Source organism: Synechococcus sp. (assembly GCF_982614295.1).
This window is the reverse complement of record NZ_CEXBMR010000001.1, coordinates 20,661-33,028: the sequence shown is the minus strand read 5'-3', so window position 1 is coordinate 33,028 and position 12,368 is coordinate 20,661. Positions and strand designations below refer to the sequence as shown.

General features: G+C 49.1%; 14 protein-coding genes. 8 read left to right on the top strand and 6 right to left on the bottom strand.

All coding sequences use genetic code 11. The features are described from left to right. Positions 1–52 precede the first annotated feature (52 nt). Together AC2JC8_RS00160 and AC2JC8_RS00155 are read left to right on the top strand one after the other, a co-directional pair. Positions 53–535, top strand: coding sequence for a TM2 domain-containing protein (locus tag AC2JC8_RS00160; RefSeq protein ID WP_484400264.1), 483 nt, complete (start codon positions 53–55; stop codon positions 533–535). Beyond that, positions 532–1,377 (top strand): N-acetylmuramoyl-L-alanine amidase, encoded by an 846-nt coding sequence (locus AC2JC8_RS00155; RefSeq protein WP_484400265.1) that lies wholly within the window; start codon positions 532–534, stop codon positions 1,375–1,377. The genes AC2JC8_RS00160 and AC2JC8_RS00155 overlap by 4 nt, the downstream gene beginning before the upstream one ends. A gap of 9 nt (positions 1,378–1,386) precedes the next feature. Here the strand turns inward: AC2JC8_RS00155 and trpS are convergent, their stop codons facing one another. From trpS to AC2JC8_RS00140, 3 genes are read right to left on the bottom strand one after another with little or no spacing between them, the layout of a single operon-like run. Next, complete coding sequence (gene trpS, locus AC2JC8_RS00150; protein WP_484594011.1) at positions 1,387–2,397, bottom strand: tryptophan--tRNA ligase; 1,011 nt, start codon at positions 2,395–2,397, stop codon at positions 1,387–1,389. Then, on the bottom strand, positions 2,397–2,903 hold the full coding sequence (locus tag AC2JC8_RS00145; protein ID WP_484400268.1) for a hypothetical protein: 507 nt from the start codon (positions 2,901–2,903) through the stop codon (positions 2,397–2,399). Before AC2JC8_RS00145 ends, trpS begins: the two co-directional genes overlap by 1 nt. Before the next feature lie 51 nt (positions 2,904–2,954). After that, complete coding sequence (locus AC2JC8_RS00140) at positions 2,955–3,434, bottom strand: hypothetical protein (RefSeq protein ID WP_484419752.1); 480 nt, start codon at positions 3,432–3,434, stop codon at positions 2,955–2,957. 85 nt (positions 3,435–3,519) lie between these two features. Here AC2JC8_RS00140 and AC2JC8_RS00135 point away from each other — a divergent pair, with 85 nt between their 5' ends. Both AC2JC8_RS00135 and AC2JC8_RS00130 read left to right on the top strand, forming a co-directional pair. Beyond that, positions 3,520–4,824, top strand: coding sequence for a YcjF family protein (locus AC2JC8_RS00135; RefSeq protein ID WP_484594010.1), 1,305 nt, complete (start codon positions 3,520–3,522; stop codon positions 4,822–4,824). Positions 4,825–4,836: 12 nt separating this feature from the next. After that, positions 4,837–6,474: an NAD(P)/FAD-dependent oxidoreductase gene (locus AC2JC8_RS00130; protein ID WP_484400271.1), complete on the top strand. Its 1,638-nt coding sequence runs from the start codon at positions 4,837–4,839 to the stop codon at positions 6,472–6,474. 15 nt (positions 6,475–6,489) lie between these two features. On the opposite strand, the gene AC2JC8_RS00125 is transcribed toward AC2JC8_RS00130, so the two are convergent. Further along, positions 6,490–7,077, bottom strand: coding sequence for an inorganic diphosphatase (locus tag AC2JC8_RS00125; RefSeq protein WP_461555350.1), 588 nt, complete (start codon positions 7,075–7,077; stop codon positions 6,490–6,492). Positions 7,078–7,163: 86 nt separating this feature from the next. Between AC2JC8_RS00125 and AC2JC8_RS00120 the strand changes: the two genes are divergently transcribed. After that, entirely contained in the window at positions 7,164–8,249 is a 1,086-nt protein-coding gene (locus AC2JC8_RS00120; protein ID WP_484594009.1) for a DUF4336 domain-containing protein, read from the top strand. A gap of 51 nt (positions 8,250–8,300) precedes the next feature. On the opposite strand, the gene AC2JC8_RS00115 is transcribed toward AC2JC8_RS00120, so the two are convergent. Both AC2JC8_RS00115 and lepB read right to left on the bottom strand, forming a co-directional pair. Next, positions 8,301–8,645 carry a DUF760 domain-containing protein gene (locus tag AC2JC8_RS00115; protein ID WP_484400300.1) on the bottom strand — a complete coding sequence of 115 codons (345 nt, stop codon included), beginning with the start codon at positions 8,643–8,645 and terminating at the stop codon, positions 8,301–8,303. A gap of 49 nt (positions 8,646–8,694) precedes the next feature. Continuing rightward, positions 8,695–9,252: a signal peptidase I gene (lepB, locus tag AC2JC8_RS00110; protein WP_484400274.1), complete on the bottom strand. Its 558-nt coding sequence runs from the start codon at positions 9,250–9,252 to the stop codon at positions 8,695–8,697. A 49-nt stretch (positions 9,253–9,301) separates the two neighbouring features. On the opposite strand from lepB, the gene menD reads away from it, so the two are divergent. The 3 genes from menD to AC2JC8_RS00095 all read left to right on the top strand — a co-directional run bounded on the left by menD (position 9,302) and on the right by AC2JC8_RS00095 (position 12,355). Then, positions 9,302–11,035 carry a 2-succinyl-5-enolpyruvyl-6-hydroxy-3-cyclohexene-1-carboxylic-acid synthase gene (gene menD, locus AC2JC8_RS00105; RefSeq protein WP_484400275.1) on the top strand — a complete coding sequence of 578 codons (1,734 nt, stop codon included), beginning with the start codon at positions 9,302–9,304 and terminating at the stop codon, positions 11,033–11,035. After that, complete coding sequence (menB, locus tag AC2JC8_RS00100; protein ID WP_484400276.1) at positions 11,035–11,919, top strand: 1,4-dihydroxy-2-naphthoyl-CoA synthase; 885 nt, start codon at positions 11,035–11,037, stop codon at positions 11,917–11,919. Before menD ends, menB begins: the two co-directional genes overlap by 1 nt. Positions 11,920–12,106: 187 nt before the next feature. Then, positions 12,107–12,355, top strand: a complete 249-nt coding sequence (locus tag AC2JC8_RS00095; RefSeq protein ID WP_484419772.1) for a L,D-transpeptidase — start codon at positions 12,107–12,109, stop codon at positions 12,353–12,355. Positions 12,356–12,368 lie beyond the last annotated feature (13 nt).

Below are 12,368 nucleotides of genomic sequence, written 5' to 3'. Positions count from 1 at the left end.
GTCAACAGGATCGGTTCTAATGGAACCAGCTCAAGATCTTTAAGGCAAAACCGTGAGCAGGCCTTCTTATAAGTCGATTTCCCAGCATGCCCTTACGCAGCAGCTGCGAAGGGTCGATATTTCTTATGCATTTTGGTGTCTTTCCCTCGTGGGAATATGCGGTATGCAGCGCTTCTACAACCGGCGTCCAGTGAGCGGCATTGCGTATCTACTTACATTTGGGATTTGCGGCCTTGGCCAATTGATTGATTTGTTTTTGATTCCAAGCTTTGTGGAATCTTCTAATTACCCACTACTACTGGAAGAAGCGATTGCTGCAAAGCAGCTGCAAGATCCGCTAGATCGGCAACTGCTTTTGCTTGCACGCCGCAGTGGATCGGGCGGCTTCAGCCTCAACGATGCTGTGTTGGCATTAGAGCCCAGCGGTGTATTTGATATAGCTGATGTACGGGCAGAAATCGAACGACTTTTACATGCGGATCTACTCGACATAACAAATAATCAGCAGGGCCGTGTGGTGTATCGGGAACCATGAAGATAACTGAAAAATATCTTTGGTTTGGCTCTGGAATTCTAATTGGAGGTATCGTAATTGGAGGTGTTATAATTAATTTAATTTTAATTAGAACCGCTGCAACAGGCTGGTTTTCTTTTGGGAAATCCACTAAACCGATATTTGCACAGGCTGCAGATTTGCAGCAATTGTTACCCGCCTCACCTGAATTAGCAAAAAAATGTAAGCAAATTCTAGGCCTAGAAGAAATTTCGCAGCCCGCTGATAAAACAAACTATGGCTTCCGCAGGCCTAAAGATTTAGCTGGTGGCAGGATTCCAAGCCTACCTTCTTTAATAGTTTTGCATGAAACAGTTCTGCCATTAGATCCAACATTAAAGCTTTTTTCAACCCCACATCCTAACGATAGTCAACAGGTAAGTTATCATTTAGTTCTTGCAAGAGATGGTGGCTTGTATCGGATAGTTGCTGATGAATTTCGAGCTTATGGCGCTGGTTGGAGTGCTTGGGGTGATAGTACGATTCGTCACCGTGGTTCTAAAATTCCAGCTGCTGCTGGCTCGATTAATAACGTGGCATTACATATAAGTTTGGTAAGCCCTGCAGACGGTGCTGGCAACAGCGATGGTCATAGTGGTTACAGTAATCAACAATATTCACAATTAGCCCAGCAGGTGTTGCTTTGGCAATTGCGATGGGGCATTCCAATGCGAAGAGTTACCAACCATGCTTCCGTTGATCGCAGCCACAGCCGCAGCGACCCCCGTAGTTTTCGTTGGCATCTATTTGATCGTGCTTGGCAGGTTGCCGCTAAACAATGCAATGTGAATGACAGATATTCAATAGATGCGCGCTCGCGTTAATAAGTTTAATCATGCTTCAAGAAAACCCATTGCATCCCGAACTCGCTTAATTGTTTTTGATGCCACCTCTTCAGCTTTTTCTCTACCTTGCTTTAGAACATCAATTAATTCAGATTTATTTGAAATAATTTCTGCATAATTAGTTTGCACTGGTCGCAGAGTTTCTACTAAGGCATCTGCTAGGAGGGGTTTGAATTTACCCCAACCCATCGATGCGCATTCGTTTACTACCAGCTGCCGCTCAAGTCCGCTAACAATTGCATAAATATTGAGTAAATTTGAAGCTTCAGGTCGCTCAGGATTATCAAACTCTAGGCCAATCATAGGATCTGTTTTAGCCCGCTTTATTTTTTTAACTATAAGTTCAGGTGGATCTAATAGGTTTATACGGGAGCCCTCATTGGGATCGCTTTTACTCATTTTTGCCGTTCCATCAGTGAGGCTCATTACCCGAGCACCTTCTTTAATAATCAATGGCTCTGGCACCTTGAGAATGGGCTTTTCTTCACTGCCAAAGCGACTATTTATCCTTTGCTGAGCTATGTTTCTGGCTAATTCTAAATGTTGTTTCTGATCTTCTCCCACAGGTACTAAGTCGGCGTCGTAGAGAAGAATATCAGCGGCCATTAAAACAGGATAATTTAACAGCCCAACTGAAACATTGTCGCCTTGTTTTACTGCTTTTTCTTTAAATTGAATCATCCTTTCGAGCCAATTTAATGGTGTAAGGCAATCTAGTAGCCAGCACAATTCCGAATGGGAGGAAACATGGCTTTGTACAAATACTGTAGACTTGCTGGAATTAATACCACAAGCATAATAAAGTGCTGCAGTGCTGATTGTATTTTTAGTTAATTCGTGCGGATCATGAGGAACAGTAATTGCGTGCAGGTCTACAACGCAGAAAAAAGTATCATGGCTATCTTGTAATTCAACCCAATTTTTTATTGCACCCAGCCAGTTTCCTAGGTGCAAAGAGCCAGTAGGTTGAACACCAGAGAGAACCCTGGGTTTAGTCATCAGGCCTCTGCGGGGATTTCTAAATCTGCAATTGTTTCTAAAGGTTCTGCGTTTTCGGTAGAACTATTTTCATCAGAATCTGAGATTTGTTCCGCTTCAGTAACTACATTTTCTCCCTCAACTGCTTCAACAACTTCATTGGCTGGTTTGCTGGGACGAGCGAAGGGATCCGGCTTTGGCGCTCTTTCAACTCTTTCAGCGCGGTCAGTTCGTTCAGATCTTCCAGCGCGATCGCCTCGATTAACTACTTCTCTGGCTGGCCGAGCATTTTCCTGTTGTTGCTGGGCTACCAGTTCAGCAAGGGAGCCTTGTTCTAAAAGTTGGGCCACAGTGCGCAAGGCAAAGCCCAGCACCGCAACTGTTGATCTCAACTGGAAGGTGTCTTGAATTGTGCGGGCTGCCCGTAATTCATTGTCGCTTAGACGAATGCGAAAGCCTCCAGCCGCCTCGCGGCGGTTGCCATCTGTCCGTTCACCGTCTCTTTGGCCCCTGTCCTGCTCGGGCATTTCGCCTTCACCGATCTCAATAATTTATTTTGACTTATCGCCGGCCCTACCTCAACCTTCTATCCAGTGGCATACGAGTTTCATTTGGTCGTTGCTACGGGGCAAAATTAATAAGGGCAGACTGCAATTGCCTTGCTCAAGATTTTTGCGGTAGCGCCCAAGCAGATCCAAATAATTGCTGAGATTCCATAAATATTGAGGGTTTTGCTGAGCCTCCCAGTAGCGGCGCAGGGCTAGGTGACATGCCTCAGCTGTGTATTCCTCCCAACAAAGCCGTTCTGCCTGTTCAGAATTGAGCCCTTGGCGCAACACTTGCTGAAATCGAACCAGCTCTGGCGCATGGGCACTTGCATCCACCGGCAATCGTTTTAATAAATTTGCAACTTCCAACACTTCTAGCTTTAGCCAGCAACGATTCAGCAGTGGCACAGGCAGATTTGCGTTCCAGCTCTTGGCTTGGCTGAGTTGCCTCCAGCAGCTGGAGAGCTGCTGCTGCAATTCAGGAAGCTCAACGAAACCAGGATTTTTCACTTGCGCGAGTAGCTAGATAAATTTGATTAGAAGCGATTTCATTTTGGCTGCTGTGGCTTAGAACTATATGAACCAGTGGCAATCAATGGCCAGCTCGGCTCTTTTAAATTCTTGGCGTAATCGCCTCGTCGCCTCTGTGCTTGTTGGCGGCGGATTCAGCCTTGCAGGGGGATTGTTCATCAGTGATGTGCTGCATGGGCTAGGGACTCCCTTGAGCTTGGCCGCAATCGCTGGAGCTGCTGCTTGGCTGCTGCAACGCCGCAAACCCAAATTGGCTGGAAGGCTGCCAGCCAATTTCGAGGGTTTGCTTAATCACTGCCAAGAATTGCTCGAACAATTTGATTTATTGGGATTACCAATGGTTTCCCATCAATTTGAGCTCAAGCAAATTAAAGAGCTTGGAAATCGCCAAGAACGGCATGTGGTTCTTGCAGGTGCCGAGCCAAAAGAGGAGCTAACAAATATTTTGCTAGCTGCTTTTTCAGGGCCTGCCCCTTTGCAATTGCATCTAGCCCAACCTCTGCAGGCAGCTCCAGAGGATTGGCAATGGCCCAGCTTAATTCTGCAGGCAGATCACCTGGTTTATGCCCTCGCCGGGGCTCCAACTCTCGCTGATTTGCGCTGGTTAGAAGCGCTGCCAAAGGCTATGCCGGTTCTAGTATTGGCCCCTCCTTTGGCTCCATCTGAATCGGATTGTTTAAGGCAATGGCGTTGCCAACTTGGCCAGGGTTGGCAATTGTTAAGTCGCGAGGAACCATTAAAACTTGAATATGAGCCACTTGCTCAACAGAGAGCTCTTACCCAATGCCGTTGTCTCAAGGAGTTGATCGGTTCATGGCAATTACTTCTTGAATCTGAAAGGCGCAAACAATTACAACCATTGGTGCAGCGCAGCCAATGGCTTGTGGCGGCAGCGGTGTTTGCATCCCCCTTGCCATCGGCAGATCTGCTGTTGTTGGCTGTGGTGAACGGATTGTTGCTCAAGGAGATGGCTGCTCTTTGGCGCTGCAAATGGAGCCCAGATCAACTTCAGGCTGCAGCTACGGAGCTAGCTCGCACAGCTCTGGGCCTTGGGGCTTTGGAATGGGGCAGCCAGGCGTTAGCGGGATTATTAAAATTGAACGGTGCTAGTTGGTTGCTGGGGGGTGCTTTGCAAGCTCTGACAGCTGCTTATTTCACCAGGGTGGTAGCCCGTTCGATGGCTGATTACCTAGCGCTTGCAGTTGGTGTATCGGAATCAGATCTTCCAAGTTTAAAAGCTGAATTGCCATTGTTAGTTGCTAATGCAGCTGCACACGAACGGCTTAATTGGAACGGCTTTGGCCAGCAGGCAAGCCAATGGTTAAAACAACAAACAATCACCAATACCGTTGCCTGCCCAACTCATTAGTCGAGAAGCTCATTGATTCGTATTCACCAACTAGCACTACCTCTAAATCATTGCCAAGCGGATTTAGTAGAGGCGGTTGCAAGGCGTTTGAAGCTGCCGCTTGAATCAATAGGGCCGGTAAAATTGCATCGTCGCAGTATTGATGCACGGGATAAAAGTGCAATCGAACTGGTTTACAGCGTTGATGTGGAGGTGCCAGAACAAATAAAACTACTGGAGCGTTTAAAGCGAGATCAGCAATTAAGCGCCATCCCAAAACCAGCCATACGGCCATCTGTGCCAGCGTCATCGGAATTCAACTCTGAAAACAGCACACGACCTGTGGTAATTGGTGCAGGCCCCTGCGGTTATTTCGCGGCTTTATTTCTTGCCCAGCAGGGCTTTAAACCTTTGCTTTTGGAGCGTGGTTGCGCGGTAAATCAACGCACCGCCGATACTTTTGGATTTTGGAAAGGTAACAGCTCTTTTAAACCCCACTCAAACGCACAATTTGGAGAAGGAGGTGCTGGTACGTTTTCCGATGGCAAGCTTTATTCAGGGGTAAAAGAAAGTAAACGCCATGGCCGCTGGGTGTTAGAAGAATTAGTTGCTTGCGGCGCAAACCCTGAAATCTTGGTATTGCATAAACCCCATATTGGCACCTTCAAACTGGTGGGAGTAGTGCGTCAATTGCGGGCCCGGATTGAAGCGCTCGGCGGTGAAGTGCGTTTCGCAGAGCATGTGGTGGGCTTCGATTTAGACGCAAGAAGCCGTCAATTAAGGGGATTAGTTATGGCTGACAACAGCATTATTCCCACCTCTGCAGCGGTTTTAGCAATTGGCCACAGCGCCCGGGACACATTTAGCCAGCTCCATAATCAAGGAATTTATCTAGAAGCAAAACCGTTTTCCGTTGGTTTTCGCATTGAACATCCACAGGAACTAATTGATCGAGCGAGATGGGGTGATTTTGCGGGTCATCCAAGGCTCGGTGCTGCTGATTACAAACTGGTACATCACGCCAGTAATGGCCGCAGTGTTTATAGCTTTTGTATGTGCCCTGGTGGTTTGGTGGTTGGAGCTACTTCAGAAGAAGGCCATGTAGTTACTAATGGTATGAGTCAATACAGCCGCAATGAACGCAACGCCAACAGCGGCATCGTTGTGGGCATTAGCCCTGAAATTGATTATCCCACTGGCCCTTTGGCTGGTGTTGCATACCAACGTCGATTGGAAGCCCACGCTTATAAATTGGGGGGGGAGAATTACAATGCTCCGGCCCAAAGGCTTGATGATTTCTTAGTTGGTTGCGCCAGTATTGATTTAGGCCCTCTGAAAGCGTCCTATGCCCCTGGTGTAACCCCCGCTGATCTCACAACAGCTCTGCCAGAAGAATTGATTTATGCCGTAAAAGAGGCTTTGCCGGCATTTGCTAAACAAATTCCGGGATTTGACTCGCCAGATGCTTTACTCACCGGCGTTGAAACCCGCACAAGTTCACCCGTAAGAATTAGCCGAGGGAGTGATTTTCAAAGTGTTAATACCCCCGGCCTATTCCCTGCTGGAGAAGGGGCTGGCTATGCCGGTGGGATACTCTCAGCCGCTATTGATGGCATGAGGGTGGGAGAAGCAATGGCGAGATTCCTGATTTCCACCCCCAAAATTAGTTAGTAAATTAGTAGTAGCCTAATTTACTAACTGTGCTTCAATAGTATCTAAATAGCGCAGTTCGCATTCTTTGATGATGCGTATTGCATTGTCACAATTTAAGAAATCATTTACTTTGCATGTGCCAGGCTTTTTAAGATCTTTGTAGTGTTCCCAGTAGTAGGTAGTTTCTTTTAACCAATGGGCTCCCAACTGTTCATAGCTGGTAATGTGATCCATGCGTTTATCGTCTGCTAATACACAAATAACTTTGTCGTCTACTTCACCACCGTCATCAAATGTCATTATTCCAATGATTCGAGCTTCCACCAATGAGCCGGGCACCAATGGTTCGGTTACTCCAACAATTTCCACATCCAAAGGATCGCCGTCTTCATCCCAGGTACGGGGAATACAGCCATAGGCAAATGGATAGGAGAGGGATGAATATCCCACTCGATCTAATTTTAGATGACCGGTTTCATTGATCAATTCGTATTTATTTATGGTCATGGAGTTGAGCTCCACGATCACATTTAAACGTAGAGCATCAATATCTGCAAATGCCGGCAGCACATGCAGAAGGTTCAGCATCGTGCGGCTGGGGGGGTGGTTGATGTTTGCCATCCAAGGGAGCTGCGGGCGCCGGGATCCTACCGATCTGCTGGTCTTTGTCTGGCAATTCCTATTGTTGCTAATGGAATTGTGCTGGTATGGCTAACGAAAAAGCCCACCATTGGCCCTGGTGGCCCCTACTGCCCCTTTATCCCTACGGCAATCGCCACACCATCAGGCGCGAATTGCTCCCAGGCCAGCTTTGGGCCCTTGAACAGCTGCAAGGGGTTTTTTATGTGGCTGTTCCGATTCGGATGTTGGTTTTAAAGTTGCAGGAAGGGCTTCTGCTTTATGCGCCAGTGGCTGCCACAGCCGCCTGTATTGCGTTGATTAAGCAGTTGGAGCAGGAGCATGGGTTGGTTCGCACGATCGTGCATCCGAGCAGCTCTGGCCTTGAGCACAAGGTGGGCGTTCCAGCAATGGCTAGGGCTTTCCCAGAGGCGCAGCTTTGGGTTACCCCCGGCCAATGGAGCTTTCCCCTATCACTACCGCTGCCTTGGTTGGGATTTCCGGAAAGTCGCACAAGGGTGCTTTTTAAAGATGGAACACCCCATCAAGATCAGCTGACTTGGCTTTCCCTGGGGCCCGTGCCGTTAGGTCCAGGGCCTTTTCATGAAGCTTGTTGTTTACATAAAACCACGGGGGCTTTGCTTGTTACCGATGGTTTGATTTCAGTGTCTGATCAATGGCCATCATTACTTGATCAAGATCCAAAGCCTTTGCTTTTTCATGGCCGTGAATCAGGGGCGGAAGCGATGCTGGATTCCCCTCAGCTGCGCTTGAAGGGTTGGCGCCGTCTTGTGCTGTTTGCCTGTTATTTAAGGCCCGCAGCTGTTAGCCAGGTATTGCGTATGTTTCCATTTCGTTGGCAGGAATCCTGGGAAGAGGATTTTGAAATTCTTAGCAAGGCGGGTGCTTTGCAGGTGGCACCAATCCTTGAAGAACTTGTGTTTCCGCGCCATAGAAAACTTATGGCTGATTGGTTATTGAGTTGCAGTTTATTGCCGGTGCAATGGGTTATACCGGCTCATTTCAATGCGCCTGTTCCTGTTGATAATGAAACTTTCAAATTGTTATATAATAATTGGATTACCGGAAGTACTGATTCAGAAAAAGCAAACCGTAGTTTAATGCATAGCTTCAATAAGCGGTTAGAAAAATTAAAAATTGTGCCACTAAAATAAGCCCAAAAATATTTAATTAGTTGATACTGGCTATGAAATCAGGCTGCCAAATTAGAAATCAATATTATCTTCGTCGTTTTCTCCTCCAGCACCAAACACGGTTCGCTCGAGTTCCATGCGCTGCTCCATCTGCCTTAAGAAATAGCCGGTCATCATGGCAGAAGCTAGCAATCCAGCCAAATTGTCTCGGTTGGTTTGAATCTTTACTTCAAACTGTTCACCAGGCAGCATGCCAAGTAAACCTTGAACGTTGTGACGGATGATTTCTTGTATGTCTGGGCTTGCAGATCGGGCAACTCGTTGCAATACATCAGGGCTTTGATCTTGAAGGTAACGAATCAACCCGTTCCCGCTACTTGGATCTGATTCGGATGTTAAAAACTCAGGATTGAACACTCCACCACCGGTTGTAGCCCTCATAACAATCTACAACAAATAGGCCCGTTCAGCTCGCTTTTGCTTTGATTGCTCCAAAACGAGCCAGGGGCCAATAGCGCCAAATGGCTGTGCCAATCAAATTTTGCTGTGGCATTCCACCCCAAATGTGCGAATCAAGGCTGGCATTGCGATTGTCCCCCAATACCCACAACTGCCCTGGCAGCACTTCAATTGAGTTCATGTTGTAGTTCATCGGTTCAGCCAGCCATGGTTCGTTCGCGTACTCGCCATTTCGTTTCAATCGACCATTAACCACCTCTAGTTGGTCGCCAGGTATGCCCACCACCCTTTTTATTAAGGCAGCTTTGGGGTCGTAGCCAGATTTCAGAAGTGGTTCAGGCACTCTGAACACCACAATTTCTCCACGTGTTGGCAATCGCTTAGAGCGCTGGCTCAGCTTTTCAACCAAGATTCGATCTTGTAATTCAAGGCTTGGCAGCATTGAACCGGAAGGAATCCAGCGGGGTTCCAATACCGCCCAACGCAGTAAGAGGGCGAGTGCGGCAACTAAAAAAAAGCTAAATAGTTGAGACCAAGCACTTTTTTGGGGTTTTGATTCAGCCATGGCGGGCAGAGTAGGCAGCACAATCGTTGCTTCTTAACGCATCAATGCAGTGGGCCCTGATGCCACCGACAATCTCAACGCAGCCGAGGCCCTGTTGGGGGCCTTTATGGACCTTGGTTTGCGCCGCTTGGTTTTATGCCCTGGCAGCAGATCAGCGCCCCTTGCCTTAGCGGCCTGCAGAAGAGAAAGCCAAGGCTTGAAACTTTTTACCGCTATCGATGAGCGCTCAGCTGCATTTTTTGGCGTGGGGTTGGCCCGGGCTAATGGCCAGCCAGTGGCCGTGGTTACAACTTCAGGCACCGCTGTTGCCGAATTATTGCCGGCAGCAGTGGAGGCTGATCGCAGTGCCTTGCCCCTGCTTTTTCTCACCGCCGATAGGCCGGAACGTTTAAAAAATTGCGGCGCAAATCAAAGTGTCAACCAGGAGGCTTTTCTGCAACCGGCCTGTAGAGCACTGTTGCAAGGCCCCCTTAACGGTTTGCATTTAGCGACAGGCGAACGGCTACAAGATCTTGCTGATCTGGCCTGGCGTCAGTGCCTTGGAGTGCCTGCAGGGCCGGTACACCTCAACCTTGCTTTTGAGGAACCGCTCCATGCAAATGCAACTTCTCCAGCTCCCAAAAAACTGATTAATCGAGTTGCAAATCTCGATGTGGAGCTGCCAAGGCTCTCTTCCCCCCTGGGTTTAGACCCAAATCAGGCCGGCCTGATTGTGGTGGGCCCTTGGCGCCGCGGTTCTGGCGCAGGTTTTGTTGGTGCTTTACGCAAATTGGTGGATCGCACCGCCTGGCCTGTGTTGGCAGATTCAGCCTCAGGCCTCAGGGGGCTGCCGTTACCACTTATCAGTGGCTACGACCTGCTGTTGGAGAAACCGGAGCAGGTGCCTTTGCCAACTCAGCTTTTGCGATTGGGGCCGCTTCCTGCCAGCAGGCGTTTACAGCAATGGCTCCAGGGCTTTAAAGAAATACCTCAATTGGTTATTACGGAGCAGGAACCCCGCCGCCAAGATCCCCTTGCCAGTGATGCCCCTCAGGATTGGGGTGGTTTAGCTCGATGGGTTGAGGCCCTGCCTGCCGGCTCCGCCTCTGAGGCGGCACTTTTGCTGCAAAGGCAATGGCTGGAGGCCGAAGAAAGGCTGCAGCGCCACCTAGACCAACGCTTGCAACTCAAGGGACCTTGCACCGAACCAGCACTTGCTCGCTGGTGCAACCGATTGCTGCCACCTGAATGGCCGGTGATGCTCGCTAACAGCAGTGCTGTGAGGGATTGGGAAAGTTATGGTGCAAGGTTGGAATCACAACGCACGGTGGTCAGTTTTCGGGGCGCCTCCGGCATCGATGGCACTCTTTCACTTGCAGCCGGCATTGCAGAGCAATGGGGCCAATTGGTGCTCGTTTGTGGAGATCTAGCTCTGCTGCACGACAGCAACGGTTGGCTTTGGCGGCAGCAGCTAAGCGGGAGGCTCCTAGTGATCCTTATTGATAATCGCGGCGGCGGAATTTTTGAGCAACTATTGATGCCCCGCGAGAACCTTGATTTCGATCGCTTGTTTGCAATGCCCCAGGCGATAGATCCGATTGCACTTGCGGCTGCCCATGGGGTGCCGGGTCGCAACTGCAACAGCCTTGAAGAACTTCCTGCCGCATTGGTCTGGATGTTGGCGGAGGAACAAGCCAACCAACCGATGCTGCTGTTGCGAATGGCCACAGAAAGAGCCGCTGATGCACAGCTGCGGAAGCAACTGCGGCGGTCAGGATGGGAGGTAGGTCTAGGAGATTCTTAATGGCAGCAGCAGAACCAGCAGAACAAAAACGCTTGGTGTTGCCAGGCAGTTGCCCAATTAATTGGAAGCCCCAAGGCAACTATCAAGATGTGTTGCTCGATCTCAGCGAGGAAGGAATTGCCCGCATTGCGATCAACCGCCCTGAAAAACGCAACGCTTTTCGGCCTCGCACCGTGGTGGAGCTCTATGACGCCTTCTCTCGGGTGCGTGCAAATCCCCGCATCGGAGTAATTCTTTTTACAGGTGTTGGTCCGTCTGCAGACGGCGTTTACTCATTTTGTGCAGGCGGTGATCAATCGGTGCGAGGTGATGGCGGCTACCTAGATGAAGAGGGGGTGCCCCGTTTAAACGTGCTGGATTTGCAGCGCCTAATTCGCAGTATTCCCAAAGTAGTTATTGCATTAGTGGCTGGCTATGCAATCGGTGGTGGCCAGGTGCTGCACTTGCTTTGCGATTTAAGCCTTGCTGCAGAAAATGCTCAATTTGGACAAACAGGACCCCGTGTGGGCAGTTTTGATGCCGGCTTTGGCTGTAGCCATTTAGCCCGTCTAGTGGGTCAACGCAAAGCGAGGGAAATCTGGTTTCTATGCCGCCGCTACAACGCCCATCAAGCCTTGGCAATGGGTTTGGTAAATGAGGTGGTCCCCCTGTTTCATCTGCAAAATGAAGGGGTGCAATGGGCCTTGGAAATTCTCCAGCACAGTCCCACTGCAATCAGATGTCTTAAAGCAGCCTTTAATGCTGAAACAGATGGGATGGCTGGGCTGCAGGAATTAGCCGGACAGGCAACCCATCTTTTTTATAAAACAGAGGAAGGAAAGGAGGGGCAGCAGGCGTTTATCGAGAAAAGATCCCCAGATTTCACAGGTGTTCCCTGGCTTTAAATCACAACAATTAAGTTAAGACCAGAAAGACTTGTGGGTCTTTGTTGCTAGGAATACACATACACGCTGCAATCCAGGGCTCAAGTCAAAAGAGCTTCTTTTTGAGCTGGTGAGGAATTTATTTCTACCTTTTACGGCTTCTACTGCGTTGCCGTTGTTTTTTATCGACCCAGCATGGTCGCCCTGAATCCACAACGGTCTGGAACTAAGTCGTTCCCAAAGACGTGTCAGGGTTTTCAGCGACAACCAGGAAATTGCCGCTTTCCCGGTCGCAGTGGGCAGAGCCTCAAGCCCCACGCCCCTTTGTGAACACACGATTTTTTGGACGCAAAAATATCCTGTATCGAGGGCTGTAGCAGCTCTGGATTTCATGGCATCCCCATCACAGTGCTGTCTTAAGCGCCCTTGCTTTGGCCTTATCTGCGGCTCTCCGTAGAGTTATGAGGTAT

Bases quoted from the DNA above. Each gene is read 5' to 3' on its own strand.
- AC2JC8_RS00155 (WP_484400265.1), top strand. From the start codon at position 532: ATGAAGATAACTGAAAAATATCTTTGGTTTGGCTCTGGAATTCTAATT.
- trpS (WP_484594011.1), bottom strand. From the start codon at position 2,397: ATGACTAAACCCAGGGTTCTCTCTGGTGTTCAACCTACTGGCTCTTTG.
- AC2JC8_RS00145 (WP_484400268.1), bottom strand. From the start codon at position 2,903: ATGCCCGAGCAGGACAGGGGCCAAAGAGACGGTGAACGGACAGATGGC.
- AC2JC8_RS00135 (WP_484594010.1), top strand. From the start codon at position 3,520: ATGGCCAGCTCGGCTCTTTTAAATTCTTGGCGTAATCGCCTCGTCGCC.
- AC2JC8_RS00125 (WP_461555350.1), bottom strand. From the start codon at position 7,077: ATGGCAAACATCAACCACCCCCCCAGCCGCACGATGCTGAACCTTCTG.
- AC2JC8_RS00120 (WP_484594009.1), top strand. From the start codon at position 7,164: ATGGCTAACGAAAAAGCCCACCATTGGCCCTGGTGGCCCCTACTGCCC.
- lepB (WP_484400274.1), bottom strand. From the start codon at position 9,252: ATGGCTGAATCAAAACCCCAAAAAAGTGCTTGGTCTCAACTATTTAGC.
- menB (WP_484400276.1), top strand. From the start codon at position 11,035: ATGGCAGCAGCAGAACCAGCAGAACAAAAACGCTTGGTGTTGCCAGGC.